Origin of the sequence: Curtobacterium sp. MCLR17_059 (assembly GCF_003234665.1) — a bacterium.
Taxonomy (GTDB): Bacteria; Actinomycetota; Actinomycetes; order Actinomycetales; family Microbacteriaceae; genus Curtobacterium; species Curtobacterium flaccumfaciens.
The window spans coordinates 22,279-45,671 of record NZ_QKSU01000013.1 but is presented as its reverse complement, the minus strand read 5'-3'; the positions used below and the strand labels follow the sequence as shown (position 1 = coordinate 45,671).

The 23,393-nt window shown below is 71.3% G+C and carries 23 protein-coding genes; 9 read left to right on the top strand and 14 right to left on the bottom strand.

Translation table 11 applies throughout. The features are described 5' to 3' along the window. Window positions 1–31 precede the first annotated feature (31 nt). The 3 genes from DEJ12_RS15695 to DEJ12_RS15685 are packed head-to-tail and all read right to left on the bottom strand — an operon-like array spanning window position 32 to window position 3,650. On the bottom strand, window positions 32–550 hold the full coding sequence (locus DEJ12_RS15695; protein WP_250895887.1) for a cupin domain-containing protein: 519 nt from the start codon (window positions 548–550) through the stop codon (window positions 32–34). Next, window positions 547–1,932 carry an amidohydrolase family protein gene (locus tag DEJ12_RS15690; protein ID WP_220034790.1) on the bottom strand — a complete coding sequence of 462 codons (1,386 nt, stop codon included), beginning with the start codon at window positions 1,930–1,932 and terminating at the stop codon, window positions 547–549. Before DEJ12_RS15690 ends, DEJ12_RS15695 begins: the two co-directional genes overlap by 4 nt. Beyond that, complete coding sequence (locus DEJ12_RS15685; protein WP_111030698.1) at window positions 1,929–3,650, bottom strand: adenosylhomocysteinase; 1,722 nt, start codon at window positions 3,648–3,650, stop codon at window positions 1,929–1,931. Before DEJ12_RS15685 ends, DEJ12_RS15690 begins: the two co-directional genes overlap by 4 nt. Before the next feature lie 81 nt (window positions 3,651–3,731). On the opposite strand from DEJ12_RS15685, the gene DEJ12_RS15680 reads away from it, so the two are divergent. The 6 genes from DEJ12_RS15680 to DEJ12_RS15655 all read left to right on the top strand — a co-directional run bounded on the left by DEJ12_RS15680 (window position 3,732) and on the right by DEJ12_RS15655 (window position 7,927). After that, complete coding sequence (locus DEJ12_RS15680) at window positions 3,732–4,001, top strand: glutaredoxin family protein (RefSeq protein WP_017888006.1); 270 nt, start codon at window positions 3,732–3,734, stop codon at window positions 3,999–4,001. 137 nt (window positions 4,002–4,138) lie between these two features. After that, window positions 4,139–5,113 carry an amidohydrolase gene (locus DEJ12_RS15675; protein ID WP_111030697.1) on the top strand — a complete coding sequence of 325 codons (975 nt, stop codon included), beginning with the start codon at window positions 4,139–4,141 and terminating at the stop codon, window positions 5,111–5,113. 42 nt (window positions 5,114–5,155) lie between these two features. After that, complete coding sequence (locus tag DEJ12_RS15670) at window positions 5,156–6,004, top strand: fumarylacetoacetate hydrolase family protein (protein WP_110865417.1); 849 nt, start codon at window positions 5,156–5,158, stop codon at window positions 6,002–6,004. Next, window positions 6,004–6,777 (top strand): SDR family NAD(P)-dependent oxidoreductase, encoded by a 774-nt coding sequence (locus DEJ12_RS15665; protein WP_244993256.1) that lies wholly within the window; start codon window positions 6,004–6,006, stop codon window positions 6,775–6,777. Before DEJ12_RS15670 ends, DEJ12_RS15665 begins: the two co-directional genes overlap by 1 nt. A gap of 100 nt (window positions 6,778–6,877) precedes the next feature. Beyond that, a complete protein-coding gene (locus DEJ12_RS15660; RefSeq protein ID WP_110862381.1) occupies window positions 6,878–7,555 on the top strand; it encodes a FadR/GntR family transcriptional regulator in 678 nt (225 codons plus the stop codon). A 96-nt stretch (window positions 7,556–7,651) separates the two neighbouring features. After that, on the top strand, window positions 7,652–7,927 hold the full coding sequence (locus DEJ12_RS15655) for a GlsB/YeaQ/YmgE family stress response membrane protein (protein ID WP_110865416.1): 276 nt from the start codon (window positions 7,652–7,654) through the stop codon (window positions 7,925–7,927). A gap of 91 nt (window positions 7,928–8,018) precedes the next feature. On the opposite strand, the gene DEJ12_RS15650 is transcribed toward DEJ12_RS15655, so the two are convergent. The 9 genes from DEJ12_RS15650 to DEJ12_RS15610 all read right to left on the bottom strand — a co-directional run bounded on the left by DEJ12_RS15650 (window position 8,019) and on the right by DEJ12_RS15610 (window position 18,309). Continuing rightward, on the bottom strand, window positions 8,019–8,981 hold the full coding sequence (locus DEJ12_RS15650; protein ID WP_111030696.1) for an aldo/keto reductase: 963 nt from the start codon (window positions 8,979–8,981) through the stop codon (window positions 8,019–8,021). Further along, complete coding sequence (locus DEJ12_RS15645; protein WP_110865414.1) at window positions 8,978–9,322, bottom strand: L-rhamnose mutarotase; 345 nt, start codon at window positions 9,320–9,322, stop codon at window positions 8,978–8,980. The genes DEJ12_RS15650 and DEJ12_RS15645 overlap by 4 nt, the downstream gene beginning before the upstream one ends. Next, a complete protein-coding gene (locus DEJ12_RS15640; protein WP_111030695.1) occupies window positions 9,322–10,647 on the bottom strand; it encodes an alpha-L-fucosidase in 1,326 nt (441 codons plus the stop codon). The genes DEJ12_RS15645 and DEJ12_RS15640 overlap by 1 nt, the downstream gene beginning before the upstream one ends. A gap of 48 nt (window positions 10,648–10,695) precedes the next feature. Further along, on the bottom strand, window positions 10,696–11,586 hold the full coding sequence (locus DEJ12_RS15635) for a carbohydrate ABC transporter permease (protein ID WP_111030694.1): 891 nt from the start codon (window positions 11,584–11,586) through the stop codon (window positions 10,696–10,698). Continuing rightward, on the bottom strand, window positions 11,579–12,553 hold the full coding sequence (locus DEJ12_RS15630; protein WP_111030693.1) for a carbohydrate ABC transporter permease: 975 nt from the start codon (window positions 12,551–12,553) through the stop codon (window positions 11,579–11,581). Before DEJ12_RS15630 ends, DEJ12_RS15635 begins: the two co-directional genes overlap by 8 nt. A 165-nt stretch (window positions 12,554–12,718) precedes the next feature. Beyond that, window positions 12,719–13,954 carry a sugar ABC transporter substrate-binding protein gene (locus tag DEJ12_RS15625; protein ID WP_258370513.1) on the bottom strand — a complete coding sequence of 412 codons (1,236 nt, stop codon included), beginning with the start codon at window positions 13,952–13,954 and terminating at the stop codon, window positions 12,719–12,721. 45 nt (window positions 13,955–13,999) lie between these two features. Beyond that, window positions 14,000–15,337, bottom strand: coding sequence for an enolase C-terminal domain-like protein (locus DEJ12_RS15620; protein ID WP_111030691.1), 1,338 nt, complete (start codon window positions 15,335–15,337; stop codon window positions 14,000–14,002). Window positions 15,338–15,577: 240 nt separating this feature from the next. Continuing rightward, entirely contained in the window at window positions 15,578–16,171 is a 594-nt protein-coding gene (locus DEJ12_RS15615; RefSeq protein WP_111030690.1) for a TetR/AcrR family transcriptional regulator, read from the bottom strand. 77 nt (window positions 16,172–16,248) lie between these two features. Beyond that, window positions 16,249–18,309 carry an MDR family MFS transporter gene (locus tag DEJ12_RS15610; protein ID WP_111030689.1) on the bottom strand — a complete coding sequence of 687 codons (2,061 nt, stop codon included), beginning with the start codon at window positions 18,307–18,309 and terminating at the stop codon, window positions 16,249–16,251. 169 nt (window positions 18,310–18,478) lie between these two features. Here DEJ12_RS15610 and DEJ12_RS15605 point away from each other — a divergent pair, with 169 nt between their 5' ends. Both DEJ12_RS15605 and DEJ12_RS15600 read left to right on the top strand, forming a co-directional pair. After that, entirely contained in the window at window positions 18,479–19,429 is a 951-nt protein-coding gene (locus tag DEJ12_RS15605; RefSeq protein WP_111030688.1) for a phosphotransferase family protein, read from the top strand. A 71-nt stretch (window positions 19,430–19,500) separates the two neighbouring features. Beyond that, window positions 19,501–19,890, top strand: coding sequence for a hypothetical protein (locus DEJ12_RS15600; RefSeq protein WP_110863065.1), 390 nt, complete (start codon window positions 19,501–19,503; stop codon window positions 19,888–19,890). A 34-nt stretch (window positions 19,891–19,924) separates the two neighbouring features. On the opposite strand, the gene DEJ12_RS15595 is transcribed toward DEJ12_RS15600, so the two are convergent. Both DEJ12_RS15595 and nadE read right to left on the bottom strand, forming a co-directional pair. After that, on the bottom strand, window positions 19,925–21,382 hold the full coding sequence (locus DEJ12_RS15595; protein ID WP_111030687.1) for an SPFH domain-containing protein: 1,458 nt from the start codon (window positions 21,380–21,382) through the stop codon (window positions 19,925–19,927). Between the two features lie 176 nt (window positions 21,383–21,558). Then, complete coding sequence (nadE, locus tag DEJ12_RS15590; RefSeq protein ID WP_110863289.1) at window positions 21,559–22,386, bottom strand: ammonia-dependent NAD(+) synthetase; 828 nt, start codon at window positions 22,384–22,386, stop codon at window positions 21,559–21,561. A gap of 454 nt (window positions 22,387–22,840) precedes the next feature. Here nadE and DEJ12_RS15585 point away from each other — a divergent pair, with 454 nt between their 5' ends. After that, window positions 22,841–23,278 carry a MarR family winged helix-turn-helix transcriptional regulator gene (locus DEJ12_RS15585; protein WP_111030686.1) on the top strand — a complete coding sequence of 146 codons (438 nt, stop codon included), beginning with the start codon at window positions 22,841–22,843 and terminating at the stop codon, window positions 23,276–23,278. Window positions 23,279–23,393: the final 115 nt, after the last annotated feature.

Here is a 23,393-nt window from a genome sequence, read left to right as displayed (position 1 = left end):
TGGGATACCAACGCGAAACAGTGTCGCGGTGCTACTCGGCGGCAGGGTCCCCGTCGTCGGCCATCGTGAAGTCGTCGAACGAGAAGCCCGGCGACACCAGGCAGCTCAGCAGCACCTCGCCGTCGCCCGGGATCGTCCGCTGCCACACCCCGCCGCGCACGAACGCCTGCGCGTCGTTCACCCGGTCGCGCCCGGCGTCCGGGCCGAGGGTGATCGTCGCACCGGGCTCGGGGACGTCGCCGTCACCGCCGAGCTGCAGGTCGACGGTGTCCGGCCCGTGCCACATCCAGATCTCGTCGCTCGTGACCCGGTGCCAGGCGGAGGCCTCGCCCGGGGGCAGCAGGAAGTGGATCAGGGTAGCGGCGGGACGCTCCCCCGCGGGGGTGGTGACCGTCGCCGGCGAGGTCCAGGTGCGGACGTACCAGCCACCCTCGGGGTGCGGTTCCATGCCGAGGGCGATCGCGCGCTTCGGCACGTCGAGCCACTCGATCAGCTCACCGGTGACGGTTCGGCGTGCGGCCATTCCGGGGTGGGGTGCGGACTCGGTCATCGTTCCTCCTGGTGCGGTGCGGGGACGTCCATGTGCGGGGAAGCCGGTTCGGTGACGACGCCCGCCGCGGCGCGGACGACCCCGCGGATCACGGTGGCGGCCGCCCGCCCGGCGCCGTCCTCGACGAGCTCGGCGAGCGCGTCCGGCACGGTCCTGGCGTCGACGTCGAAGACCGCCAGGTCGGCGCGCGCCCCGACGGCGAGGTGCCCGATGCGGTCCGGCCCGACGGCGAGGCCCATCGCGTGCGCACCACCGAGGGTCGCCGCCGCGAGCAGCCGCTCGTGCAGGTCACGGTGCCCGTAGCCCTGGGCACGAGCGATGCGGTGGAGCGCGGTGACGTCGGCCATCAGGTCGAGGGACGGCGACGACGACAGGGAGTCGGTGCCGATCGCGATCGGGCTGCCCTCGCGCAGGTAGTCGGCGACGGGCGGCGGGTCGAGGCCGATGACGGCGTTGGAGCGGGGGCACAGCGCCACCGCGGTGCCACGGGCACGCAGGAGCGCCCGGTCGGCGGCGGTCATGTACACGCCGTGGGCGATGTGGCAGTCCGGACCGAGCACGCCGAGGCGGTCGACGAACGCGGTCGCGCTGGCACCGAAGCCGAGGGCCCGCAGTGCGCGGAACGACGGCACGTTCGCCAGGTGCCAGTCGTTCCCGTGGCCGACGCCGTCGACCCCGTCGAGCCCGGGGACCGGACCGAGGGCGGTGCGCTCCCCCTCGAATGCCGCCTCACCGAGGTGCAGGTGCAGTCGCAGACCGCGCTGCCGCACGATGTCGGGGAGCTCGAGCAGCGGGGCGACCTCGAGCGAGTACGGCGCGTGCGGGGACAGGCCAGCTCCGGGCGTCGTGGGGATCCGGTCGAGTTCGTCGAGCACCTGGTCGCGACCGTGCGACTGCCAGGCGTCGTTCTCCCAGTCCATCACCTCCCAGTACGCGATGCCGCCGAGCCCGGCGTCCTGCAGCGCGGTCGAGGCCTCGATGTCGGTGACGATGTCCGCGATGCTCGTGACGCCGGCCAGGATCGACGCCCGTGCACCGTCCGCGGCTTCGGCCCGCCAGTCGTGCGGTTCGGCGTAGTCGACGTTGAACGCTGCGGCCCAGTCCTCGAATCCGCTGTACTGCCGTTGGCCGACACTGGCCATGCCGGTGTACTGGAGGTGCGAGTGCGCGTTCACGAGTCCGGGCAGGAGCGCGCCACGCCACTGCCGCTCGGTGAAGGTCGCGTCGGACCCGGTGAGCTGGTCGATGACCCACGACCGGTCGCCGACGTGCAGGATCCGGCCGTCCTGCACGGCGACCGCGCCGTCCGCGATCGGTGGCGCCGTCATCGGGACGACGACGCGCGCCGAGTGCACCGTGACCGGGTGCTGTCGGGCGCTCACGCCGGGTCTCCGAAACGGTGCGTCCGGACGTCCGGCTCGCGGTCCGCCGGGTGCTCAGCGGGGAGGCCGGGAGGCAGGGGTCGGCTCCCGAAGGCGGCGAGCGCCGTGCGGGCGGTCACGTCGTCGACCGCGGGGTCGATCGGCACGACGGCACGCTCCAGCTCGTCGCCGCGCTCCAGGAGCATCCGGACGGCGCCGAGCTGCACGGCGAACGACAGGTCCATGATCTCGACCGGGTTGCCCTCGGCCGCGGTGATGTTGATGCAGCCACCGTCGTCGAGCACGATCGGCCCACCGTCGACTCCGGGGAACACGAACCGCTCAGCCTTCGGGCCCACGTCCTGGCGCCGGGCCCCGGCCGCGAGCGCGTCGTCGGTGGCGATCTCCTGGTCGACCCCGCCGGCGACGGCGAGGACCGCACCGTCCGCGCAGGCACGGAGCACCTCGAGGTCGATGGTGTGCGACACCCCGGTGGCGCTCATCACGAGGTCGGCGTCACGCACCGCTTCGACGAGCGGGGCCACGGCGTACCCGGCGAAGCGCGCCTGCAGGGCGCGGACCGGGTCGGTCTCGGCGACCGTCACCCGGAACCCGAGGGCGGTGAGCACCAGGGCGACCCCCTCGCCGACGTGCCCGAACCCGGCGACCGCCGCCGCGCCTCCCGGGATCACCCGGTGCGTGCCGGACGCGAGCCCGTCGACCAGGTCGAGCACCGCGAACACCGTCGACTGCCCGGTGCCGTACCGGTTGTCGAAGAACGTCTTGGTGCGGGCGTCGTTCACCGCGATCACGGGGATGCCGAGCTCGCCGCGCGCTGCCAGCACACGCAGGGGCCGCAGGCCGCTCGTGGTCTCCTCGGCCGCTCCGAGCATCGTCGGCAGCAGGTCCGGGCGTTCCTGGTGGGCGAGCCGGATGACGTGCGAGCCGTCGTCGAGCAGGATGTGCGGCGCGGTGTCGAGCATCGCGAGGGCCAGCTGCTTCTGCTCGGGGAGCGTCGCCGTGCTGCTCGCGAACACCGTCAGGCCGGCGGACCGCAGTGCGTCGGCGACGGCGTCGTCGGTCTCGTCGGCGTGGGCGTAGACGACGACCTCGGCGCCGGCGTCACGGAGGAGCAGGCTCAGTACCGCCGTCTTGGGCTCGAGGAACATCGCGACGCCGATGCGGGTGCCGCGCAGGAGTCCACCGTCGCGGAGTTCCGCGGCGACCGACCGGGCGACCGGCATGGAACGCCGTGCCCAGCGCAGGCGGGCGTCCGCTGCGGGGTCGTCCTCGGGGTCGCGGCCGGTGGAGACGAGGAAGACGTCGTCGGAGAGCATCGGGACGGCGAGGACGCCGGGGCGGGCGGGTGTGACGGGACCGAAGGCGTCCTCGTCGACGGCAGGCATGTGCCGACCGGCGTCGATGACGACCAGGGTGGTGCCGCGCGGGCGGTCGGCCGCCTGCTCGACGGCGGGGGTCGATTCCTCGGGCGTGCCGAGGCACCAGAGCTGGTCGACGAGGTCGGACGGGTGCTGCCGGTGCTGGTGTTGGTGGTTCGGCTGCTCGGCCTCGCGCGCCCCGAGTGCGGTCAGCAGGTGCCGCAGTGCCGCGGCGTCACGGGGGTCACCGCCGACGATGCGGAACCGTCGGGCGGCGACGAGCAGGTTGGTCGCGGCGGCGAAGCGCCGGACGGCCGCCGAGGCCCAGGCCAGCGTCGCGGGATCGGGTGCTGGCGGCATGTGCCAATCGTAGGGCGAGCGGGGCGCGGGTCCGGCGGCGCTCCGGGAATGCCCGGGGGCACTCCGACGTACTCTCTGCACATGAGCGATGCGACGACTGCCCCCGACCGCGTGACCATGTTCGGTGCCGACTGGTGCCGCGACTGCCGTCGGTCCAAGGCGCTGCTCGACACCCTCGGCGTGGACTACGAGTACGTCGACGTGGAGCAGGACCTGTCCGCGGCCGACCGTGCCGAGGCGATCAGCGGCCGGAAGAACATCCCCGTCGTGGTGCTGCCCAACGGCAAGCACTTCGTCGAGCCGTCCGACGCCGAGCTGCGAGCAGAGCTCGAGGCCTCCGGCGTCGTCTGATCGCCACTGGCCGCTGCGACTCCACGCACCCAGCGACACCTCACGGGCACTGTGGCGCGTGAGGTGTCGCTGAGCGCGATCGGTCGCCGCACCGGCACCCCCGGGCGGACATCGGATGAATCAGGCATCATGAGCGCGTGATCATCGACGCTCACCACCACCTGTGGGATCCCGCCGACCGGCCGTACCCCTGGATGGACGACTCGGTCGCTCCGATCCGCCGCCGGTTCGACGTGGACGACCTCCGCGCCGCCGCCCGGAGCACCGACGTCACCCGGACGATCGTCGTGCAGGCCGTGCACGACCCCGGCGAGACCGCCTGGCTCCTCGAGCAGCCCGAGCCGGTCGCCGGGGTCGTCGGCTGGGTGGACCTGACCACCCCGGACGTCGTCGACCGCATCGCCGCACTGATCGCGGGGTCCGGCGGAGACCGGCCGGCCAGCAGCCGGCTGGCGGGCAACCGGCCGGCCAGCAGCCAGCTGGCGGGCAACCGGCCGGCCAGCAGCCAGCTGGTGGGCAATCGGCCGGCCAGCACCCGCCTGGTCGGCATCCGGCACCAGGCGCACGACGAACCGGACCCGGACTGGCTCGCCCGCCCCGAGGTCGTCCGCGGGGTCCGTGCGGTGGCCGCCGCCGGCCTGGTGTTCGACGTGCTCGTCCGAGCGCGTGAGCACCGCGCTGCCCTCGCGCTGCTCGACGCCGTGCCCGAGGGATCGTTCGTCCTCGACCACGCCGGCAAACCCGACATCGCGGGCGGGGACCCCGGGTGGGCGGCCCGGATCGACGACTTCGCCACGCGGCCGAACGTGGCCTGCAAGGTGTCCGGACTGTTCACCGAGGCCGGACCGGAGTGGCGCCGGCAGCCCGTCGACCGGTACGTCCGTGCGGTGGTCGAGCGGTTCGGCCCGGAGCGGTCGCTGTTCGGGTCGGACTGGCCCGTCTCGACGCTCGCCACGACCTACGACGACGTGGTGCGGCGGACCACCGACGCGCTGGCCGACCTGACCCCGGACGAACGGCAGTCGGTGCTGAGCGGGACGGCGGAGCGCACGTACCTGCATGGGAGGACCCTCAGCACCCGCGACCTTGTCGGCAACCCGGCGCAGACATAGGATGTCTCTGGTTGCGCCGGTGCAGCCGGAGAGCGAGGAACGATGCAGTTCGCACGACTCGGCCCCGCGGGCGGCGAGATCCCCGTCGCGGTCGACACCGACGGCGAGGTCCTCGACCTCCGCCCGATCACGACCGACATCGGCGGGGCCTTCCTGGCGTCCGACCCGGTCGCCCGCGTCCAGCACGCGCGGAGCGCCGGGGACCTCCGAGCGCTGCCCGACGCCGAGGGTCTCCGCCGCGGAGCACCGGTGGCCCGTCCCGGCAAGGTCGTCTGCATCGGCCTGAACTACCGCGACCACGCCGCCGAGACCGGCGCCGAGATCCCGACCGAGCCGATCGTGTTCATGAAGGACCCGATGACGGTGATCGGCCCGGACGACGAGGTCCTGATCCCCCGCGGCAGCGAGAAGACCGACTGGGAGATCGAACTCGCCGTCGTCATCGGGCAGACCGCCCGCTACTGCGACTCCGACGAGGCCGCGAGCGCCTGCATCGCCGGCTACGCCATCGCCAACGACGTCTCCGAACGGGCCTTCCAGCTCGAGCGCGGCGGGCAGTGGGACAAGGGGAAGTCCTGCGAGACGTTCAACCCGCTCGGCCCGTGGCTGGTCACCCCCGACCAGGTCGACCCGGCGGCGCTCGCACTCCGGCTCACCGTCAACGGCGAGGTGCGGCAGGACGGCACCACCGCCGACATGATCTTCCGACCCGTCGAGATCGTCCGGTACCTGTCGCAGTTCATGGTGCTGTACCCGGGCGACGTCATCAGCACGGGCACACCGGCCGGGGTCGCCCTGGCCGGACACGCGCCGTACCTGCAGCCCGGCGACGTGGTCGAGCTCACCGCCGACGGACTCGGCTCGCAGCGCCAGACAGTGGGAGCAGCCTGATGACCGACACCACCGCGACCGGGATGCCCAGCACCCACGCGGGTCTCCGCGCGATCGTCACCGGCGGCGCCTCCGGCATCGGCGCGGCCATCGCGGCCGCGCTGCAGGAGCGCGGCGCAGCGGTCGCCGTGCTCGACCTGCAACCGTCCGCCGCCGACGGACTCGTCTCCGTCACCTGCGACGTGTCGTCCGACGAGTCCGTCCGTGCCGCCGTCGCGTCGGCCGTCGACCAGCTCGGCGGTCTCGACGTGCTCGTGAACAACGCCGGCATCGGCGCCCAGGGGACGGTCGAGGACAACTCCGACGACGAGTGGCGCCGCGTGTACGAGGTCAACGTGCTCGGCGCCGTGCGCCTGTCCCGCGCCGCGCTCCCCCACCTCCGAGCGTCGGACAGCGCGAGCATCGTCAACACGTGCTCCGTCGCGGCCACCGCCGGGCTGCCCCAGCGGGCGCTCTACTCCGCCACGAAGGGGGCGATCTCCGCACTCACCCGCGCGATGGCCGCCGACCACGTCCGCGAGGGCATCCGCGTCAACGCCGTCAACCCCGGCACCGCCGACACCCCGTGGATCGCGCGACTCCTGTCGTCCGCGGACGACCCGGCCGCCGAACGCGCCGCGCTCGAGGCACGCCAGCCGCACGGACGTCTGGTGCAGGCGGCGGAGGTCGCCGAGGCGGTCGCTTACCTGACGAGCCCGCTCGCCCGGTCGACGACGGGCGTCGAGCTGGCGGTCGACGGCGGGATGCAGGCACTCCGGCTGCGGCCGGCCTGATGGTCGCCCCGCGGCTCCGCCGCACCGGCCTGGAGGCCCGTCCCGAGTATCGTCGGGACGTCCCGTCGCGCACGCGGCCGGGTCCACAGGAGGTGGTGACGTGGCGTCGTTGACCGACGATGCGATCGCACGCATCCAGCAGATGATCGTGAGCGGCGAGCTCCAACCCGGCCAGCGCCTCCCGCCCGAGAAGGAACTGAGCGAGTCGCTCGGCCTGTCCCGCAACAGTCTCCGCGAAGCCGTGAAGGCGCTCGAGCTGATCCGCGTGCTCGACGTCCGACGGGGCGACGGCACCTACGTGACGTCGCTCGAACCGGGCGTCCTCCTCGAGGCGGTGTCGTTCGTCGTCGACATGCACCACGACCGGTCGCTCGTCGACCTGCTCGAGGTGCGCCGCATCCTGGAACCGGCGTCCGCCGTCCTGGCGACGGCCCGTGCCACGGAGCAGCAGATCGACGAGCTCGCGACCCTGATGCAGTCCGTCGGCGAGGACACCGGCGTCGAGGACCTCGTCGCCCACGACCTGCTGTTCCACTCGACCATCGCGGGCATCGGCGGCAACCAGTACCTGTCCGGGCTGCTCGACGCCCTGTCGAGCAAGACGGTGCGGGTGCGGGTGTGGCGCGGGCTGACGCAGAACGGGTCGGTGCAGCGCACGCTCGACGAGCACGCGGCCATCGTCGACGCCATCCGGCGCCGGGATCCGCAGCTCGTGCAGGCCCTCGTCGTGTCCCACGTCGAAGGTGTCGAGCGCTGGTTGCGGCGCTCCCTCGACTGAACCCGACAATCCTCCCAGGAACCTCGGAGTTGTGTCGGTCCTCGGCCCTGACTCCGGCAACCATGCCGCGGCAACCGCACCCACGAGGAGGACACCGTGCTCGGTCTCATCATCAGCTTGATCATCATCGGACTCATCGCCGGCGCTCTCGCCCGGCTCATCATCCCCGGCAAGCAGAACATCGGCATCCTCATGACGATCGTCCTGGGCATCGTCGGATCGTTCGTCGGCGGGTTCCTCGGCTACCTGATCTTCAACCACGACGGGAACGACGGCTTCTTCCAGCCCGCCGGCATCATCGGCTCGATCATCGGCGCCATCATCGTGCTGTTCATCTACACGCGCGTCGCCGGCCGCGGTTCGCGCCGCTAGGCACCACGCTGCCGGTCCGACCGGCGCACCACCGAAGTCACCCCGAACCACGCAGACGCGTGGTTCGGGGTGACTTTCGTCGTACGTGGCGTCACATCGCGAGCAGGCCCGCTGCACGCAGGTCGTGCCAGAGCGCCTCGGGCACGACGGCGGCGGCCCGGGCGACGTTCGAGCGCACCTGGTCGGCAGACTGCACCCCGAGGGCGATCGCCGCGACCGCCGGGGCCCGACGCGGGAACGCCAGCGCGGCTTCGGGCAGCGTGACCCCGTGGCGCTCGCAGACGTCGGCGATGGAATTCGCCCGCGCGAGCAGCTGCGCGGAGGCCTCGGCGTAGTCGTAGGTCGCACCCGCCGAAGGGCGCTCCTGCCCGAGCAGCCCCGAGTTGTAGACGCCGACCGCCACGACCGCGACGCCCAGCGACGCGCACCGGTCGACGAGCGCCGACGCCGGTTGCTCGAGCAGGGTGTACCGCCCGGCGAGCATGACGACGTCGCAGAGCCCGGTGTCGACGGCCGCCGACAGCGCCTCGACGGAGTTCGACCCGACGCCGATCGCGCGCACCAGGCCCTCGTCACGGAGCTCGGCGAGCGTCGGCAGCGCCTGGGTCAGACCGTCGGTGAGTGAGTACACGTCCGGGTCGTGCAGGTAGGCGACGTCGACGTGGTCGAGCCCGAGGCGGCCGAGCGACTCGTCGAGCGAGCGCCGCACGCCCGACGGCGAGGGGTCCCACTGCCGCACGGTGTCGTCCGGCACCGCGAAGCCCCCGGACGCCAGGTCGTCGCCGTCACCGCGCCCGGGCACGAGCACCCGCCCGACCTTCGTCGACACGAGGAACTCCGTCCGGGGGCGCCCGGCGAGCGCCGCCCCGAGCCGCCGTTCGGACAGGCCCAGGCCGTAGTGCGGGGCGGTGTCGAACCCGCGCACCCCGGCGTCCCACGCGGCGTCGACCGTGGCGCGGGCGTCGTCGTCGGACACCGGACGGAGCAGGTTGCCGAGGCCGGCCCCGCCGAACCAGAACGGACCGCGGTCGAGGTCCAGGTCGAGGGCCGTCACGGGTCCACCTGGTCCGCGTGGTGCACCTGGTCCGCCAGCGACCAGACCCGCGGGACCCCGTCGTCGTCGCCCGAGTAGTCGTCGTCCGCCTCGAGCAGCGGGTTGATCGTCTCCTGCCACTCGGCGTTGACCGGGTCGTCGGCGAGCGCCCGGCGCATCGCCCGGTGGTCCTCGACCTCGATCAGGTGGACCAGGTCGAGCCCGTCCCGCCAGATCGTCCAGTCGTGCACGCCGGCCTCGCGCAGTCGCGCCGCGAGCGCGGGCGGGACCGAGGCGTGCACGGTGTCGTACGCCGCCTCGTTCCCGGCCCGCAGTCGCGTCCGCGTCAGGATCCGTTGCATCAGTCGCGCAGGAACAGCTCGACGACGGGCACGGCGACGTCGGGCCGCACGATCGGCAGCGTCAGGGTGAGCGTGCCGGCGGGCTGACCGCCGAGACCGGTGTTCTGCGCCCGGGTGCCCGGCGGGATCTCGCGGAAGTGGATCTCCGATGCGTCGTTGAGCAGCTGCGCGTACGCCACCCGGCCGGCGAGGTCGGGCAGGTGCACGTGCTCGAACGGCCACGCGAACAGGTGCAGGTACAGGCGGTTGCCGTTCTGCGTGTAGACGGTGTTCCGCGGGGCGACGAACCGCGACGGCCCCGCCCCGTACACCGAGCGGGCGTGCTGGTGCATCCACGTCCCGATGCCGTCGAGTGTCTGCCGCGAGACCCCGTCGAACTCGCCGCGACCGGTCGGGCCGATGTTGAGCAGCATGTTCCCGTTGTTCGAGACGCCGTCGACGAGCATGCGGACGAGCAGGTCGACCGGCTTCAGGTTCAGGTTGTCGCGGTCGTAGCCCCACGAGCCGTTCAGCGTCTGGCAGGCCTCCCACGGCACCGGGACGCCGTCGACCTCCATCGGCTTGTCGGGCTGGTACTGCTCGGGGGTGACCAGGTCACCGGGGATGTCGAGCCGGTCGTTCACGATGATGCCGGGCTGCAGCCGCTTCGTCAGCGCCATGAGCTCCTCGGACCCCCACTCGTCCCGGCCCTTGCCGCCCCAGATGTCCTCGTGGTCGTTGTCCCGGTACGAGAAGTCGTAGAACAGGTAGTCGATCTGCCCGTAGTCGGTGAGCAGCTCCTCGACCTGACCGTGGAGGTACTCGCGGTAGCGCGACATGTCGCGGCCCTCGTTGAACGCCTCGATCTCCTCCGGCGAGTCGTCGCGCCGGGGGTGCACGCCGTCGACGGTGAAGTCCGGGTGGTGCCAGTCGATGAGCGAGTGGTAGAAACCGACCCGCAGCCCTTCGGCACGGACGGCGTCGACGAACTCGCGCACGATGTCGCGGCCGAACGGGGTGTTCGTGGACTTGTAGTCGGTCAGGGCGGTGTCCCACAGGCAGAAGCCCTCGTGGTGCTTCGTGGTGAGGACGACGTACTTCATCCCCGCTTGCCGTGCCCGACGTGCCCAGTCCGCGGCGTCGAACAGGTCCGGGTCGAAGTGGTCGAAGTACTTCTGGTAGTCCTCGTCGGTGATCCGTTCGCGGTTCTTCACCCACTCGTGCCGTGCCGGCAGGGCGTACAGCCCCCAGTGGATGAACATGCCGAACCGGTCGTGGGAGAACCACGCGGGGAACCCCGCGGAGTCGGTCGCGGTCTGCGGCTCGGCAGGTGCGGTGATGGTCATGAGGCCAGTGTTCCTTTCAGTGGAGGGCGAGGGGGACGGTCGGCGGTGTCACCGGCCGCCGAGACCGCTGGTGACGATCCCCTTGACGAGGTGCTTCTGGAGCAGGATCAGCAGGACCACCGTGGGCAGCATCGAGATCACCGACGCCGCCATCACGAGGTTCCACTCGGAGCCCTGCTGCCCGAAGAACTGCTGCAGGCCGAGCGGGATGGTGCCACGGGCCTCGACGTCGTTGACGATGACGAGCGGCCAGAGGAACGAGTTCCAGTACGCGATGAACGAGAACACGGCGAGGACCGCCATCGTCGGTCGGGCCAGCGGGAGCATCACCGAGAAGAACGTCCGGATCGCTCCGGCTCCGTCCACCCGGGCGGCGTCGTCGAGCTCCTGCGGCACGGTGAGGAAGAACTGCCGCACCAGGAACGCGCCGAGTGCCGTGAACGCCCACGGGATGATGAGCGCCTGGAACGTGTCGACCCACCCGAAGCCCTGCATCATCACGTACATCGGGATGACGAGGACGTCCTGCGGGATCATCAGCGTCGCCAGGAACAGGACGAACACCGTGTTCCGGCCGCGCCACCGCAGTCGCGAGAACGCGTAGCCGGACAGCACCGCGACGGCGACGTTGATCGCCGTGCCGGCCGCGGCGACGAAGACGCCGTTCAGGATGAACCGGGCGAACGGCAGGTACGTGAACGCCTGTGCGTAGTTGCCCCATTCGATGGACGAGCCCCAGAGCGTCGGCGGGGTCGTGAACACGTCGGCCGACGGCTTCAGGCTCGTCGCCACCATGTAGATGAGCGGCGAGACGAACAGCAGGGCCACCAGGCAGAGCAGCACGTAGCCCACCGTGTGGCGCACCCGGCCGGTCTGCCGGTGCGTGCGGGGCAGCGCCCGCGGGTTGATCGTCCGGTTGGACGAGGTCAGCTCACTCATAGTGCACCCACCGCTTCTGTCCGAGGAACTGGATGGCCGTGATGCCGAGGATGATGACGAACAGCACCCACGCCCCGGCCGATGCGAGTCCGAGCTGCTGGGTCTGGAACCCCGTGTTGTAGATGTACTGCACCAGGGTCTCGGTGGCGGTGCCGGGTCCGCCCTTCGTCAGGACGAACGGCTGCACGAACACCTGGAACGAGGTGATCAGGGTCATCATCGTCGCGAAGAAGATCGACGGCGAGATGAGCGGGAACTTGATCCGCCAGAACATCTGCCAGGCGTTCGCCCCGTCGAGCTGCGCAGCCTCGATCTGGTTCTCCGGCACCGAGTCGAGCGCCGCCGAGAAGATCAGCATGTTGTAGCCGAACCCCTGCCAGACGCTCATCGCGACGACGGCGAGCATGGCCCAGTTGTCGTCGGCCAGGAAGTTCGGGGCGTGCACGCCGACGGTCGACTGCAGCGTCGCGTCGATGGCACCGCCCGGCTGGTACAGCATCCGCCAGACGACGACGTTCGCGACGATCGGCGTGATGGTCGGGATGAAGAACAGCACGCGGAAGACGTGCCGGTGGCGGATCTTCGGCGTGAGCCAGGCCGCGAGTCCGAGGGACACGACCAGGTTGAGCGGCACGTAGAGCACGACGAACAGCACGGTGTTCAGCGTCACGGTGCGGAAGATCGGGTCGGAGAACAGCTGCGCGTAGTTCGACAGGCCGGCCCACGAGCGTTCGCCGAGCATCGGCCAGTTCATGAAGCTCACGACGAGCGACGCGAGGATCGGGAACGCCGTGAACACGACGAGGCCGATCGAGTGCGGAGCGGCGAAGGCGGCGCCCCACCAGGAGCGGCGGCCGAGCTCGGCGTCGGCGCCGCTGTCCTTCCGGCGCGGAGCTGCGCCGGTCGCGACCGCGACCGCTGGGGCGGGCAGCGCCGCCTCGGCGGGTGGGTCCTGGATGGTGGTCATGCGACGACCTCCTCGTCGTTCGCGCGGTCCTGGTCAGGGTGGGGATCGGACGGGAGGCCCGTGGCGGGGCCGACCTCCGACTCCGCAGGCTCCGTCGGCGCGGCCCGCGCAACGCTTCGCGTCGCTCGAAGCGGGCCGCGCCCGTCCGTCAGGGGGTGACGCCCGTCACTGCGAGCCGAGCTGGCTCGCGATGGACGACATCGTCTCCTTGCCGGAGGTCTGTCCGTTCACCGCCTGCAGGGCGTACTGCGCGAAGAGCTGGTTGAGCTGGTCGCTCTGCTTGTTGCCGGGCAACGGGGTGGCGTTCTCGAGGCCGGTCTTCAGGGCGTCCTCGACCCCGTCGATGCCGGCGTTGTCGTACCAGGCCTGCTGCGCCGCGGTGCGTGCCGGGAAGGCGCGACCCTGCTCGGCGAGCGAGGTGAGCGTGGCCTCGTTCGTCATCGTGGTGATGGCCTTGAACGCCTGCTCGGGGTACTTGCACTGCTTCGAGATGCCGAAGCCCGACCCGGCGGCGAACGAGCTGGGGCCGTCCGTTCCCGAGGGGATCGTCGTGATGCCGAGGTCGAACTTGACCTTGGCCTTCTGGCTGATGATCGACCAGGGGCCGTCGCTGTACATCGCCACGTCACCGGACACGAACGCGTTGTCGTCGGTGGAACCGTCGGTGCTCGCCTGTGTGGCGTAGCCGTCCTTGACGAGGCTGCCGATCCAGTCGAGCCCCTCGGCGAACTCCGCGTTCGAGGCGTCGAGCGTGCCGTCCTCGTCGATGACCCGACCGCCGTTGTAGCCGAGGATCATCGACTCGAGGGGGATGTCCTCCACGCTCGTGCCCCAGATCGGCGTGCCCGCGGCCTTGAGCTCCTTCGCGGCGTCCTCGAACTCGTCGACCGTCCAGCCCGGCTTCGGCTCGTCGACGCCCGCCTTCTCGAAGATGTCCTTGTTGTAGAACATGACCATGGGGCCGGTGTCGTACGGCAGCCCGTAGAGCTTGCCGTCGACCTTCATGCCGTCGAGCCCGGTCTGGTCGTACTCACCCAGGTCGAGGTCGGCCTGCTTCGCCATGTCGTCGATCGGCACGAGCACGTCCGTGTAGTTCGCGGCGCGGAGCGACTGGATGCTCACGATGCAGGGTGCGGTGCCGGTGGACAGCTGGGTGCGGAGCTTGGTCCAGTAGTCGTTGAAGGGTGAGCCCTGGATCGAGACGTCCACGTCGTCGTCGGTCTTGACCGTGTCGGCGACCTTCTGCCACGCGGCCTTGTCCTCCTTCCCGGCGATCCACATGGCCCAGGTGAGGGAGTCCTTCGACTGGCCGTCGCTGGCGTTGCTGCCAGCGGAACAGCCGGTGAGCACGAGCACGGCAGCTGCTGCTGCCGCCAGCCCGGCGGTGCGTCGTCGTTGCATCGGTGTCTCCACTTCGTCGTGGTGATGGGGTGTGCGGTGGGGTGTTCAGGCGACCCGGACGGCGTCCGGGACCCGATCGGGATCGGACTCGGCCCAGACCGGGCCGTCCGGGAACGCGTGGGTGGTCAGGGTGTCGGCGAGCATCTCGGTGCCGGCGCCGGGCGTGGTCGGCGGCCAGTAGCGGCCGTCGTGGACGTCGACCGGTGTCACGAAGTGCTCGTGCAGGTGGTCGACGAACTCGATGCACCGGGTGTCGAGGTCGCCGGTCAGGGCGACCGCGTCGAACATCGACAGGTGCTGCACCGCCTCGCACAGGCCGACGCCGCCGGCGTGTGGGCACACACGGACGCCGTGCTTGGCGGCGAGGAGCAGGATCGCCAGGTTCTCGTTCACCCCGGCGACCCGGGTGGCGTCGATCTGCAGCACCGACATCGACCCGGCCTGGATCAGCTGCTTCGCGATCACCCGGTTCGCCATGTGCTCCCCCGTCGCGACCGGGATCGGGGCGATGCGCCGGGCGATCTCGGCGTGGGCGAGGATGTCGTCCGGGCTCGTCGGCTCCTCGACCCACGCGACGTCGAAGGGGCGGAGCCGGTCGATCCACGTCACGGCCTCGTCGACGTCCCAGCGCTGGTTCGCGTCGATCGCGATCCGGACGTCCGGGCCGACGGTGGCGCGGGCGATGCCCATCCGTCGGACGTCCTCGTCGACGTCGCCGCCGACCTTCAGCTTGATCTGGGTGAACCCGTCGTCCACGGCTTCCCGGCACAGCCGCGCGAGCTTCTCGTCGTCGTAGCCGAGCCAGCCCGGGGTCGTCGTGTAGGCGCGGTAGCCCTCGCGCTCCAGGCGGGCCCGGCGTTCGGCACGCATCGGTTCGGCGGTGCGGAACAGTTCGAGCGCCTCGGCCGGGGTGATCGCGTCGGTCAGGTACCGGAAGTCCACCAGGTCGACGAGCTCCTCGGGTCGCAGGTCGGCGAGCAGGGCCCACAGCGGCTGCCCCGCACGCTTCGCACGCAGGTCCCACAGGGCGTTCACCACGGCGCCGATCGCCATGTGCATGACGCCCTTCTCCGGGCCGAGCCACCGCAGCTGCGAGTCGTGCACCATCGCGCGCCAGGTACCGCCCATGTCGGCCAGGACCGTCTCGGCATCGGCGCCGACGACGTGCCCACGGAGGGCTGCGATCGCCGACTCCTGCACCTCGTTGCCGCGGCCGATGGTGAAGACGAAGCCGGTGCCGACCAGGCCGTCGAGCGCGTCGGTGGTGAGCTCGACGTAGGCGGCGGAGTAGTCGGGTGCGGGGTTCATGGCGTCGGACCCGTCGTGCTCTCGCGAGGTCGGGAACCGGATGTCGTGCACGTGCAGACCGGTGATGCGGCTCATCTGTGTCTCCTGCCGTCCGGTCTCCGTCGACCGAACAGTGCAATCAAAACATCCGATGTCTCGCGCGTCAAGAGCCTTGTTCTTGCGGTTCTGGCGAAGGTGGTCGCTCAACCGTCCGATGACTGCGCGACCGACGGCGTGGACGCGACCACGGCCTGGAGGCGCGGTGCGGGTCCGACCCGCACCGCGCCTCCAGGCCGTGGTCGCCCCGCGCCGGGGGCGACGCGGTGGTCACGCTGGTCAGGCGGTGGCGAGCCGCCCCATCTCGGCGACGACCGCGCGCAGCCGCGCCGCGAGCTCGTCGCGGGAGCCGTCCGCCGACCGGTGGGCGGACTCGATCACGGCGGCCATCACGAGGGTGGTCGCGGTCCGCGCGGTGTCCTCGTCGACGCGCTCGGCGGCGACCGCCAGCACGGTCTGCCGCGCGTGCGCCATCCACTGCATCATCGCCGGGACCATCTCGGGGCGGGCTCGGACGAGCTCCTTCATGCGCCGGCGGTCCTGCGGCAGGGTGACCGTGTGCGCGACGAGGTCGCAGAGGTCGGCCACGAGCGCACCCGTGGCACCGAGGAACGCTGCGCGCGCCGTTTCCGGGACCGTCGTCGCCGGCAGTCCGAGGGCCGCCTCGGCCTTCGACGGGAAGTAGTTGAAGAACGTCCGCGGGGAGACCCCGGCGTCCGCGCAGATCTGCTCGACGGTCACCCCGGCGAGCCCGTGGTCGGTGACCAGGGCGAGTGCCGACCGGTGGATGGCGGACCGGGTCTGCTGCTTCTTGCGCTCCCGTAGGCCGCAGTCGCTCGCGACGAGGTCCTCGGTGGTGGTGGGCTGGTGCACGTGCTGCGCTCCGTCCTGTTCTCGGGTCCGTGCGACGCCGGGCCTCCGCGTCGTGTGACGGGGAGGCCCGGCGTGGTTCAGACCTGCGACCGACCGCCCTGGACGGGGATCGAACCGGTGACCGGAGCGGTGGGCGAGCCCATCGTGTCCGCGGCCCGCACGGCCTGCGCCTCGAGGTCGTCGGCGGTGCCGGCGTCGTCCGCCTGCTCCTGCAGGGCCGAGCTCTTGCGGAGCGGCGGCGCCTTGAAGAAGAAGCTCAGGACGAACGCGAGCAGGATCACCGCGAAGCCGACCCAGTAGACGGTCACGGCCGAGGCGTTGAACCCGGACATGAACGGCCGGGTCAGGGCCGAGTCCGCACCGTTGAGGTACGACGTGTCGCTCGTCTCGGCGTTCGAGTCGCTCGAGTCGCTCGCGCCCTTGTCGATCTGCTTCGACAGCTCCGGTGCGAGCTGGTCCACCCAGTAGGTGCGCTGCCCCGAGTCCGACCAGTCGACGACGAGCCGGCCGTCCTGCACGCTGGCGTGCGCCTTGTCGGCGGCGGCGGTGAGCGCCTGCTGCTGCACGGCGTCGGGAGCCCCGGCGGTGGCCTGGACCACCTGGTCGGTGGCGGTGTCGAGGCCGGACTGCACCTGCTGCTGGAGCGGGGTGACGATCGGGTTCCAGATCTGGTCCATGACGCCCTGGTTCGCCTTCGCGCTGGCGATCTCCGGGTCGAGCGCCGCGCTGAGGGCGGGCTTCAGGTTCGACTCGTCCGCTGTGGCGTGCAGGATGTTCGTCGGCATGAGCGAGAACAGGACGGACAGCAGGACGGCGGTACCGAGCGTGCCACCGATCTGGCGGAAGAACGTGGCGGACGAGGTCGCCACACCCATGTCGCGTGGCTCCACCGAGTTCTGCGATGCCAGGGTGATGCTCTGCATGAGCTGGCCGAGTCCGAGACCGATCAGGAACATGCCGATCATCAGGAACCACAGCGGCTTGTCGATCGTCATGAAGGTCAGGACGACGTAGCCGAGCGACACCAGGGCGGTGCCGATGACCGGGAAGATCCGGTAGCGGCCGGTGCGCGCCACGATCTGCCCCGAGGCGATCGAGGCGATCATCAGGCCACCGATCATCGGCAGCGTCGCGAAGCCGGACTCGGTCGGCGTCAGGCCGGTGACGATCTGCAGGTAGAGCGGGATCGTGAGCATCGCGCCGAACATCGCGAAACCGACCAGGAAGCCCAGGATGGTCGCCATCGAGAACGTGCTCGAGCGGAAGAGCTTGAGCGGGATGATCGCGTCGTCCTGCATGCGGGTCTCGATCACCAGGAAGGCGACGAGGCCGAGCGCACCGATGACGTAGCAGGCGATCGCGCTGGCCGAACCCCAGCCCCACGTGCGGCCCTGCTCCGCGACGAGGAGCAGCGGCGCGAGCGTGACGATGACCGAGGTCGCACCCCACCAGTCGATGCGCGGCTTGGCCTTGGCCTCGCCGAACTTCGGCAGGTGCAGGAACGCGATCACCATGAGGAGCGCGGCGACGCCGATCGGCACGTTGATCAGGAAGACCCAGCGCCACCCGGTGATGCCGACGATCGAGCTCGCACCGGCGAAGAGGCCGCCGATCAGCGGGCCGATGACGGACGAGATGCCGAAGACCGCCAGGAAGTAGCCCTGGTACTTCGCACGCTCACGGGGCGCGAGGATGTCGCCCATGATCGCCAGCGGCAGCGACATCAGCGCACCGGCACCGATGCCCTGGAACGCGCGGAAGGCGGCGAGCATGGTCATCGACGTCGACAGGGTCGAGAGCAGCGATCCGAGGATGAAGACCGCGATGCCGAAGATGTAGAGCGGGCGACGTCCGAAGACGTCGGAGAGCTTGCCGTAGATGGGCGTGGTGATGGTCGACGCGATCAGGTAGGCCGTCGTGACCCAGGCCTGCTGGTCGAGGCCGTGCAGGTCGTCACCGATCGTGCGGATCGCCGTGCCGACGATGGTCTGGTCGAGCGACGACAGGAACATGCCCGCCATCAGGCCGTAGATGACGAGCAGGATCTGGCGGTGCGACATGATCGGCTTGCCCGGCGTGCTCGCCGGGGAGTCCTGTCGTCCGCGCGACACCTCGACGGGTGCGGTGGCAGTGGACATGCGGAGTTCCTCACAGGGGATGTGGCGTGGTGGTCGTCGGCCTGGTCGGGACCCCGAACGGGTGTCAACCTTGCAGGCTCTGCAACTTTACACCGCCAGCACCTTTGCTGCCAACGCAAAGTTGCCGACCGTGCATGTTCGTGTACGGGTTCTCAGGTAACGTCGGCGCATGGGGCGAACCACCTGGACCGATGTACCGACGACGCTGCGGCAGCAGGTGGAGGGGGTGCTGGGCGGCCCGGTCGTGACCGCCGAGTCCCAGGCGAGCGGGTGGTCTCCCGGCAGCGCCGACCGGGTGACGACCGCGGCGGGACGACGGGCGTTCGTGAAGACCGTGTCGCGCTCGCGCAACGAGGCAGCCCTCGAGCTGCACCGCCGCGAGGCCGCGGTCATGGCCCAGCTGCCGACCACCGTGCAGGCACCGCGGCTGCTCGATGCGCTCCACGCCACGGTCGACGGCGACGACTGGGTCGCGCTCGTGCTCGAGGACGTCGCAGGGCAGCACCCGGGCCGGCACCTCGACGGATCGGACACGACGGCCGTGCTCGACGCGCTCCACACACTGCCGCCCGCGACCGGTGGGCTGGCGACGCTCCCCCGCATCGCCGAGGACCTGCGCGGTGAGTTCGGCGCCTGGGACCGGATGCTGGCCGACGACGCGGACGCCGCCCGCGTCGCCGAGGTCGTCCCGCCGCACGTCCTCGACGCCGGCCCCGCGATCGCCCGGGCGGCATCGGGGGCAGCGGCACTCGTCGACGGCGAACACCTCGTGCACGCCGACTGCCGCGCGGACAACCTGCTCGTCGACGACGCCGGGCTCGTCTGGGTGGTCGACTGGCCCTGGGCGAGCGTGGGCGCGCACTGGCTCGACCCGCTGACCTACCTGCTCGACACGCTCGTCCGCGGTGAAGACGCCGACGTCGAACACCACCTCGCCACGCACCCGGTCTTCGCCGGGGTGTCCGCCACCACGATCGACGCCGTGCTGGCCGGGCTGGCCGGGCTGTTCTTCGAGCACGCTCTGCCCCCGGCACCGCCGAACATGCCCACGATCCGCGACTTCCAGCGTCGCGAGGGCGTGGCCGCCGCCGACTGGTTGCTCCGGCGCTGGGCCGACTGACAGCGCGCCCGCAAGCCCGGGGGACGCGTCTGTCCAGGGAGCGCAGCGCACCGGAGCGTACGGTCCACCGCATGACTGATGAGCACCGCACCCCGCGTCCCGAAGACGACGCCGCGCGCCTCGGTCTCGTCGTCGTCGGAGAAGCAGCAGCCCTGCAGTCCGGCGACGAGGCGGCACTGGACGCGAGCGAGCAGAACATCCGCGACACGATCGACGAACTGGTCGACGAGCCCCTGACCCCGCGGCAGGAGGAGGTCGTCGAGCGACTCGCCGCGGCCGGCGGCACCCTGACCGCCGGACTCAGCGGTGCCCTCGCCGCCCAGAGCGGTCGCAGCGTCGACGACGTGCTCGAGGGTGCGGCCCGCAGTGTCGTGTGGCAGCAGCGGCTCGCGGACGAGCGTGAGGACGCCGGTGCTCAGCAGCGCGACCCGCAGAACGAGAACGGGCGCGACGAGGGCTGATCCCCCGTCGCGCCCGCTGCAGGCACCCGCTCGGTTACTCGGCCGGTTCGACCTGTGGCACGGACTGCTCGCGCACGACGGCACGGGCAGCCGCCTGACCCGTCGTGGTGCTCTTCACGATGTCGCTCAGGGTGAACCCGGCGGTGGCACCGAGCAGCGCATCGACCTCGCTGAACTGGCTGACGACGCTTTTCGACAGTGCACCGGCGCCGTCGGAGGACACCACGGTGAGCGTGTCGATGTTGCTCATCGGAGCAGCGAGCTCGCGGGCGATGCTCGGCAGTGTCTCGATGGCCTTGACCCGCAGGACGGCCTCGGAGTGCTGTGCGAGCGCGTCGGCCTGCGCCTTGGTCGCATCGGCCTCGGCCTGACCCTTCGCACGGATCGCGTCGGCGGCGGCTTCACCCTCGGCGCGTGAGGCGTCGGCGGCGAGCTTGCGGGCATCCGCCTCGGCCTTCGCCTCGGCCGCGACGGCCTCGGCGGAGATCCGGCGGGCCTCGGCCTGGGCGCGGGCGGTCTCGACCTGGGCCCCAGCAGCGGCTTCGGCCTCGACGCGGGTCTTGCGCGCCTGGGCCTCGGCGACGGCGGAGACCTCGGACTCGAGCTCGGCACGGCGCAGCTCGGCACGCTTCTGCGCGGTGATCTGCTCCTGCTCGACGACGCCCTGGGACGCACGCGCCTGGGCGAGCGGGCCGGCGGCAGCGGCTTCGGCGGACGCACGGTCGGCGTCGAGCTGCAGCGCGGCACGGCGGATGGCCAGGGTGTTCTCGGCCTCGGCGATCGCCTGGTCGGCGGTGGCGCGGGCTTCTCGCGCTTCGCGGTCGGCCTGGGCCTCGGCGTTCTCGGCCTCGAGTCGCACGCGTGCACGCTCGGCACGGCCGAGGTCGCTGATGTACTCGTTGCGGTCCGAGATGCCCTTGATCTCGAACGAGTCGACGTCGAGCCCCTGGCTGTGCAGGGCGTCCTGCGCGACGGTGAGGACCGCGACGGTGAGCTGGTCGCGGTTCCGGATGATCGTCGAGACGTCGGTCGCGCCGATCGAGGCACGGAGCGAGCCGGACAGGACCTCGCGCGCGAAGTCGTCGATCTTCTTCTCCTGGCCGAGGAACCGCTGTGCGGCCGCCCGGATGGACGCGTCGGCCTCGCCCACCTTGACGAGCGCCACGGCCTCGACGTCGATGGTGACGCCGCGGGAGTCCTGCGCGTTGACGTTGATGTCGATCGCACGCGAGCTGAGCGACAGCTTCGCGACCTTCTCGAAGAAGGGGCGGACGAGCACGCCGGCGCCGAGCACGACCTTGATGCCGGACTCGACGGTCTCGGTGCCGTCGGCGTTCTTGACCTTGCGGGAGCGCTTGCCGGTGATGATGAGCGCTTCGTCGGCACCGGCGTTGCGGTACACGACCTTGGCGTAGATCAGCGCGATCACGGCGAGGACGATGATCCCCACGATGATCAGCGGGACGGCTCCGAGCGCGAACAGGACTTCCATGACTCCCCCTCCGGACCAGGCGCCAGCCTGGATTCCGCATCTGTTGTTCCGTTGGCTCCCATCCTAGGAGCACGCGCGGACAGCGGGGCCGCGCTGGGGAGGGTTGGGGACAACAGACGGGAGGCGCGGTGCAGGATCACCTGCACCGCGCCTCCGGGCCGGGGTTGCGTCAGCGCCTACGCGCCCGCACGCCACCAGTCGTCGAAGGGCGTCGCCGGCACCTGGCGCTTGTGCTCCGTCGCGCGGTAGCGCGACTCGATCGCCTCGGCGACCTCGACCGGCACGTCGTGGCCCTGCAGGTACGCGTCGATCTCGGCGTAGGTGAGTCCGAGGTTCGCCTCGTCGGTCTGCCCGGGCAGCTCGTCGAGCAGGTCGGCGGTGGGCGCCTTCTCGTACAGGCGGGCGGGTGCGCCGAGGTGCTCGAGCAGCTGCCGCCCCTGGCTCTTCGACAGCCCGGTGAGCGGGGTGAGGTCGACGCCGCCGTCGCCGTACTTGGTGAAGAAGCCCGTGACGGCCTCGGCCGCGTGGTCCGTGCCGACCACCAGCAGGCCGCGCTGCCCGGCGATCGCGTACTGGGCGACCATGCGCATGCGCGCCTTGACGTTGCCCTTGACGAAGTCGCTCAGTTCGACGCCCGAGGCCGCGGTGTCCTGCATGACCCCGTCGACCCCGTGCTCGATGTTCACGGTGACGCCCGGGTCGGCCGCGATGAACTGCAGGGCGAGCTGGGCGTCGTCCTCGTCGGCCTGCACGCGGTAGGGCATGCGGACGGTCGTGAACTCGGCCGGGTGCCCCTCGGCGCGGAGCGACTCGACCGCGAGCTGGGTCAGGCGGCCGGCCAGGGTGGAGTCCTGCCCGCCGCTGATGGCGAGGAGGTACCCCTTCGCCCCGGTCGTCAGCAGGTAGTCGCGCAGGAACCCGACACGACGGGCGACCTCCTGCTCCGGGTCGATGGTCGGCTGGACGTTGAGGTCCGCTGCGATGGCGGCTTGGAGTTCACGCACCACCCCAGTATCACGCCGATCCGGCTCCGTGGACCGGCGGGTTCCCGAAGACGTCGATCGGATCGACCGGGAGGTCCCGGGACGGCGGTGACCCGATCACCACCGCCCCGGGGATCCGCGACGACCCGAACGCGTCGCGGACCCGGTGAGGCGGACGCCGGTACCCGCCGGCGCCCGTCCTGGTCAGGCGCGACGAACCCGTCGCGCCGGGATCGCGGTGGGTGGTCCGTGGTGTGGCACGGTGCCTCCTCCCCCGACGGGGTCTCCGCCGCTGATCCGCCCCCGGTGGTGAGCCAGGGGATGTGGGGCCCGTCGAACGGGCCGAGGGCGGCTGGTGAGGCCGCTTCCTGTGGAAGGTATCAGGGTCCGGGCAGGGCTCGACACCCCCGTTGTGGGGTCAGGACCGGGGCTGCCTTCGTTGACAGTTCGATGGCTAACAGTTAGAGTCCTGATCATGCAGGCACCGGACTTCACGACACCGCTCCAGCTCATGCGGTGGATCGGATGGGCACAGCGCAAGGGTGCCGAGGAGTGGGTCCGTGAGCGCGACCTCACCCACGAGCAGTCCTTCGTGCTCGGGTACCTGCAGGAACACCCCGGCGCCATCCAGCGGGACGTCGCCGAGGCCACCCGGACCAGCGCGGCCAGCGTCTCGAGTCTCCTGCAGGGGCTCGAGCGGCGTGGCCTGATCGAACGACGACCGGACGCCACGAACGGGCGGACGAAGACGGTGCACGCCACCCAGGCGGGCATCGACCTCATCGCCGGGTTCACCGACGCGATGGTCGCCCTCGACGACTCCCTGCTCGCACCCCTCGACGAGGACGAACGCGAAACCCTGCGGCGACTGCTGCAGAAGGTGACCGCGGAACTCGCGCCGCCGACCCGCTAGCCGCACCACCGCACCACCGGTGCCACGCGCACCAGCGCACCACCCGCGCCACCGCACCGACCCGCTCACGCACCACGCGCCTCCCGGCCGGATCCGCCGGCGCGCCTTCGCGACC

Excerpts from the sequence above, each read along its gene's own strand:
- DEJ12_RS15640 (WP_111030695.1), bottom strand. The coding sequence starts at position 10,647 with ATGACCATCACCGCACCTGCCGAGCCGCAGACCGCGACCGACTCCGCG.
- DEJ12_RS15600 (WP_110863065.1), top strand. The coding sequence starts at position 19,501 with ATGACTGATGAGCACCGCACCCCGCGTCCCGAAGACGACGCCGCGCGC.
- DEJ12_RS15680 (WP_017888006.1), top strand. The coding sequence starts at position 3,732 with ATGAGCGATGCGACGACTGCCCCCGACCGCGTGACCATGTTCGGTGCC.
- DEJ12_RS15595 (WP_111030687.1), bottom strand. The coding sequence starts at position 21,382 with ATGGAAGTCCTGTTCGCGCTCGGAGCCGTCCCGCTGATCATCGTGGGG.
- DEJ12_RS15610 (WP_111030689.1), bottom strand. The coding sequence starts at position 18,309 with ATGTCCACTGCCACCGCACCCGTCGAGGTGTCGCGCGGACGACAGGAC.
- DEJ12_RS15630 (WP_111030693.1), bottom strand. The coding sequence starts at position 12,553 with ATGACCACCATCCAGGACCCACCCGCCGAGGCGGCGCTGCCCGCCCCA.
- DEJ12_RS15635 (WP_111030694.1), bottom strand. The coding sequence starts at position 11,586 with ATGAGTGAGCTGACCTCGTCCAACCGGACGATCAACCCGCGGGCGCTG.
- DEJ12_RS15625 (WP_258370513.1), bottom strand. The coding sequence starts at position 13,954 with ATGCAACGACGACGCACCGCCGGGCTGGCGGCAGCAGCAGCTGCCGTG.
- DEJ12_RS15685 (WP_111030698.1), bottom strand. The coding sequence starts at position 3,650 with ATGCCGCCAGCACCCGATCCCGCGACGCTGGCCTGGGCCTCGGCGGCC.
- DEJ12_RS15670 (WP_110865417.1), top strand. The coding sequence starts at position 5,156 with ATGCAGTTCGCACGACTCGGCCCCGCGGGCGGCGAGATCCCCGTCGCG.
- DEJ12_RS15620 (WP_111030691.1), bottom strand. The coding sequence starts at position 15,337 with ATGAGCCGCATCACCGGTCTGCACGTGCACGACATCCGGTTCCCGACC.
- DEJ12_RS15645 (WP_110865414.1), bottom strand. The coding sequence starts at position 9,322 with ATGCAACGGATCCTGACGCGGACGCGACTGCGGGCCGGGAACGAGGCG.
- DEJ12_RS15665 (WP_244993256.1), top strand. The coding sequence starts at position 6,004 with ATGACCGACACCACCGCGACCGGGATGCCCAGCACCCACGCGGGTCTC.
- DEJ12_RS15605 (WP_111030688.1), top strand. The coding sequence starts at position 18,479 with ATGGGGCGAACCACCTGGACCGATGTACCGACGACGCTGCGGCAGCAG.
- DEJ12_RS15585 (WP_111030686.1), top strand. The coding sequence starts at position 22,841 with ATGCAGGCACCGGACTTCACGACACCGCTCCAGCTCATGCGGTGGATC.
- DEJ12_RS15695 (WP_250895887.1), bottom strand. The coding sequence starts at position 550 with ATGACCGAGTCCGCACCCCACCCCGGAATGGCCGCACGCCGAACCGTC.